Annotated in this window: 1 protein-coding gene; it reads left to right on the top strand. The window is 39.3% G+C overall.

All coding sequences use genetic code 11. From position 1 onward, the window contains the following. The first annotated feature begins 542 nt into the window (after positions 1-542). The gene (locus tag O9332_RS08795; protein ID WP_002761714.1) at positions 543-2,363 is read left to right on the top strand and encodes an EAL domain-containing protein; all 1,821 of its coding nucleotides are present in this window, start codon (positions 543-545) and stop codon (positions 2,361-2,363) included. Positions 2,364-2,925 lie beyond the last annotated feature (562 nt).

Genomic DNA, 2,925 nt, shown 5'->3' with positions numbered 1-2,925 from the left:
GGTCAATTACCTAATTTTCAGAGAAAAAGTCCCAGAATTTTCCCCCTATCTCTCCCACAACTGGTACTTTTTGATTGACAAAAAGTCTAAAAGTCTTACCCAACAAGGTTTTTAGATTTATTCAGCAAGCCCTATCTAAATTACTCGTTAAGACCCCCTAAAAGCGGGGTCAGCTTTAAGCCAAGGAATTAGGGGTACAGTTAGTTTGAGATAATTTTGATGCTGGCTATTCCTTCTTAAGTTATATTTATAAATATCCCCTCGACAGCTTGAAGAGCGAACCTTTATCCAATCTTTACCATCAAAAACCGAGCATTTAGCCATGTTATCGACTATAATCGGCCTAGTACAGAATTTGAACAGGTACAAAGATTTTGGGTTACTCAGGCCTTGAAACCAGAAGATGTGACGCAATTGCCGTTAAGTAACTGTTCCGAATCACACCCAACACTTGATTGAGAAAATAAATTAAGTCAAAGACGAATAAGCCATGACTTTTTGAGGGAGCATATTAACTTATATTTTGTCGAGGTATCGAAAAAATGATTAATGGTTCATCCAATTCCCGTTATCTCCTCATTGTGGAAGATCCTCAAGGGAGAAGAACAATTACCCTAGAAGACATGAAATATTCTCTCGGCCGTAAGTCCGATAATCAAATTGTTCTTCGCTCCAAATACGCATCTCGCTATCATGCGACTTTAATTAAAAAGAGTATTGATCGCCAAAATTTTTCCTATTGGATTCTTGATGGTGATTTAGAGGGAAATAAAAGTCATAATGGTATTTATGTCAATGGGTCTAAATGCTTGGTTCATGAATTAAAAGATGGTGATTTAATTAACTTTGGCTGTGATATAAACGCCAGTTTTCATTTAATAGCCAGTCAAGAAAAAATAGAGCAAGCACCGGTTAAAAGTTCAGGACAGCTACGAGTGGATCTGACGGAAAATGAAGCAAATTATAGCCGGGATGACCTCCACACAAAAAGTACCCTAATTCTCCATCATTCCCCATCCCAGACCATTAGTTTTGATAACAGGACTCAAGAGGAATCTTTCCTAGATATTCTCACGAATTTGCCTAACCGTTCTATCTTTAATGAATATCTGTCAAATGCTATTAATAATGCCCAGAAAAGTAATCAAATGCTCGGTCTGTTATTAGTGGATGTAGAGCGGCTAAGAAATGTCAACAATCGACTAGGTTATCGACTGGGAGATAACCTATTAAAAATCGTCAGTGAACGGTTAAGAAAAAATTTGAGATCGGGGGATATAGTCGCTCGTTGGGGAGGGGACGAATTTATTATCCTGCTGCCACAAATTAATAAGGCTAATGATCTGGAAAAAGTTAGTCAAAGAATTATTGAAACCCTAGAAAATAATTACGAAATCGAAAATCACTCCCTAGCCGTGCGATTCAATTTAGGTTCAGTTATCTGTCCCCCCGTCGGCACAGACAGAAAAATAATTTTACAGAAACTGGAGGAAAATTTAGTAGCGGTCAAGAATAATATCAATAATAACTCCAGGATAGAGTCAGTTAATGTTCACCCTAAAAATACTCGTAGTTCTAAAGTTGAATATTTTCTCTATCAGGCAATCAGAAATAATGAATTAGCTCTTTACTATCAACCGCAAGTTAATATGACTCAGTGGCAAGTGGAAGGGTTAGAGGTATTATTGCGCTGGTTACACCCTCAATTCGGATTAATCGCTCCTAATCGTTTCTTACCCTTAATCCAAGAAAGCGAGTTAATCCTTGAGCTTAATCGTTGGGTGCTGAAAAATGCCTGTCAACAAGCACAAATATGGCAGCAGCGAGGATTATTATACACTCCCATCTCGATCAATCTGTCCCCGCACCAATTGCGGGATCCGCAGTTGCTCACCATCCTCAAAGAAGTCTTGACTGAAAGCAAAATCGGGCCTTTCTTTCTGGAGATGGAAATAACCGAGACAAGTTTACTAGAAAATAGCCGCGAAACCGGTCGAATTCTTGGGGATTTGCAGGAATTGGGTATTAGTATCACCCTTGATGATTTTGGCAGCGGTTACGCGTCGATCGCCTATCTCGGTCAATTTTCCGTGAAAAAACTGAAAATAGAGCAATCTTTAACGAAAAACCTGAGTAATAATCCCCAAGATACCCGTTTTATCTCGTCATTGCTGGCGATAGCGAAAAGTTTTAACTTAATAGTGATCGCCAAGGGAGTAGAAACCCAACAACAATTAGAAATCCTGCAAGAATTAGGTTGCGAGAGAATGCAAGGCAATCGCATCAGTGGCCCTCTAGCAGTGGAGGAAATGACTAAATTTCTCCACACCCACCGCAGCCTGTCAGTAATCAGTGATCAGTGATCAGTTACCAGTTATCAGCTCTGGGTTTTTAGTAAGGAGGAGTAAATAGGGTTTGCGGCAAAAAGCTTTTCCTAGGGGCAGGGTGTCGCCCCCCCAACCCCCCCGACATCGGGGGGGCAGGTGGGGTGTGGGGTTTTACCCATTTTCAGGTGGTCAATTACCTAATTTTCAGGGAAAAATTCCCGGAATTTTCCCCCCAATCACTCCAATGGTCGGCACTTTTTGAGGTCAAAAAAGTCTAAAAGCCTTATCCAAAAAGGTTTTTAGATTTATTCAGCAAGCCCTAAATAGCATTAAGTACCTAAGCAAAATTAATTACACATATCTAACCACCTCTTGCCTCTTGCCCCTTGCCTATCTTCACTAGGAAATTAATTTTGCACGACTACTTAACAGTGCTGTCCTTTCACTGATCACTGTTTACTAGACCTCTTGCATAATTTTTTTATGGTATAATATAAGGTTTTGCTTTTTTCTCAATTCTTAGATTGAAGTGGAAAAAAGAATAAAATGTGATCTTAGGTCAGGAAATCATCTATAATTTTGCTATGTTTATTAGCAA

The organism is Microcystis sp. LE19-10.1B (genome assembly GCF_027530565.1).
Classification (GTDB): Bacteria; Cyanobacteriota; Cyanobacteriia; order Cyanobacteriales; family Microcystaceae; genus Microcystis; species Microcystis aeruginosa.
The sequence above is the reverse complement of the archived record's forward strand: the minus strand, read 5'-3'. Positions and strand labels throughout refer to the sequence as shown.